Raw genomic sequence first — 2,303 nt, 5'->3', positions numbered from 1 at the left:
GGCTGATATCGACACTGTATAATATTTTTTCATAATGCCAGTCCCCAGGACTGGCATTATTGTATATACCCTTTCATCAAAGGGTTAATCCTCTTCGAGTAAAGATGCTTTTGACAGCACTGCAAATTGTTCACTAATAACCATAAAGCTATCGACCAATTTGGGGTCAAAGTGTTTGCCTTTTCCTTCAAGAATTAACGTCATCGCTTCTTCATGACTAAAAGGCCTTTTGTAACATCGTGGTGATGTTAATGCATCGTACACATCGACTAAGGCTACAATTCTGGCTGACAAAGGGATAGATTCTCCTGCCAACGCATTAGGATAACCACTGCCATCCCACTTTTCATGGTGAGCGCCAGCAATGTCGCGTCCCATTCGTATAAATGTACACTGAGGGGCATACGCTAATAAACTGTTAAGCACTTTTTCCCCAATCACTGGATGAGCCTTAATTTGTTCAAATTCTTCTACCGATAAGCGCCCTGGTTTTAACAAAATATGATCGGCGATACCCACTTTACCAATATCATGCAAAATGGCTGATAGGCTAATTTCTTGAATAAAAGCGTCAGTTAACTCTTCTGGAACATGTTCATCGGTTAATCTTTGTTTTGCTAACATATTGGCATACTGCTGCATTCTAATCAGATGCGCACCGGTTTCATTATCACGATACTCTGCCAGTTTAGCTAACCCCATAACTGTTGCTGTACGAGAGGCTAAAGTAGACTCTAAAGAGTGTGTTAACTTACCCAATAAATAAGAAGTCGACTGAGTCACTATTGCATTAGTGACTAGAAAGTTAATCGCCACTACATACCAAATCAAGGTCGAAAAGCCGCTGATGTCGGGCCAATGAACCAGTTGATAATGGTAAGCGATACCGATGACTAATAACGATATACCATTCGTCACCTGGGCCCATACCGCCATTTTGTCACCAAGAAGAATACTGCTCAGAGGAGGGAAAACAAATAACCAGAAAAAACCTGCGCCAGAAGGGCCAATAGCGACTATAAAGCCGATTCCGATACCAAACGCAAGATAACAACCTATGGTAAATTTTTGTGTATCGCTAATTCGTGGATAAAACAAAATGAATAATAATACCCCGTAAGCCACGGTATCAAATATTGCCATGCCCCAAAGATTTTGAACAATACACAAATATACGCTGGTGATATAAATCGGGATACATAACAAAGCCAGCACACTAAACAGTCGCGTGAAAATGATCCGACGCCATACTGGTAAGCCATCATCAAAACCATTTTGAATAAGCTGTGCTGTTAAGCGAGATGACATATTAATTCCTTTTAAAACGATGTTAATCTAACAGCATTAAATTCTATTAAATGCGTAAACAGACTTATTTAGATGACCGAGCTGTATAAATGGCAGAGCGATTTAAATAACAACAACACGAGTCAGTAATATGCCAACTTAAGTATTGTTGCTAGACAAGCATTAAGCAAAACTAGGATTAAAAATAATCCATAAAACCAATATTCAACTCATATTCGATTATGATTGTCATTAATTTGGAAGCTTATCATTGCCGATAATCCATAATGTTAGCGAAAATATTGACGTTTCATGACTGTGTGATACGGCAATTAACACCCTATAACAAAAATAACGTTAGCCATAAAGCCAACGTTACATCACCACTCCCCACCTATAATAAGGATGTTGTTATGCAAAGTTCGTCTCGTAGTGCTGCTATTTTCGGAATATTAATTGCACTGGGCTTAGGCGCTTTAGGCGTATTACTCAAACAAGCCATTGTTGAGTACAAGTTACTCGACCGCAGCGTCACGGTAAAAGGTCTGGCAGAAAATGAATATCCTGCCGACATCGTCATTTGGCCTATCCAATTTACAGCTGCCAATAATAATCTCGATGAACTGTACAAACAGCTCGAAGCACAAAATAACCAAGTGGTTAACTTTTTAGCCGAACAAAATATCGATCCCAAAGAGATCACTCTCGCCGCCCCCACTATTACTGATAAATTGGCGCAACAGTATGGTGGAAATCAACCAGTAGAATTGCGCTATACGGCGTCGCAAACCATTACGGTATATTCTAATGACATAGATAAAGTTCGCGGTGCTATGCCTCAATTAACTGAGCTAGGTAAAATGGGAATTGTTTTCTCGCAAAATAACTATGATGCCCAAGTCGAATATATTTTCAGCCGATTAAATGACGTTAAACCGAAAATGATCGAAGAGTCGACCACCAATGCACGTTCAGTTGCTGAAAAATTTGCTACCGATTCACAAAGCCGATTAGGT

At 39.6% G+C, this 2,303-nt stretch carries 2 protein-coding genes; one reads left to right on the top strand and one right to left on the bottom strand.

The window, feature by feature from the left end:
* Nucleotides 1–84 precede the first annotated feature (84 nt).
* Nucleotides 85–1,308, bottom strand: a complete 1,224-nt coding sequence (locus CXF78_RS20705) for an HD-GYP domain-containing protein (RefSeq protein ID WP_102037820.1) — start codon at nucleotides 1,306–1,308, stop codon at nucleotides 85–87.
* 392 nt (nucleotides 1,309–1,700) lie between these two features.
* Here CXF78_RS20705 and CXF78_RS20700 point away from each other — a divergent pair.
* Nucleotides 1,701–2,303: SIMPL domain-containing protein (locus tag CXF78_RS20700; protein WP_102037819.1), on the top strand; the 603-nt coding region annotated here is incomplete at its 3' end.

This window comes from Shewanella sp. 11B5, assembly GCF_002836795.1.
GTDB lineage: Bacteria > Pseudomonadota > Gammaproteobacteria > Enterobacterales > Shewanellaceae > Shewanella > Shewanella frigidimarina.
Note: the sequence above shows the minus strand (reverse complement) of the source record. Positions and strands in the feature narration are given on the sequence as shown.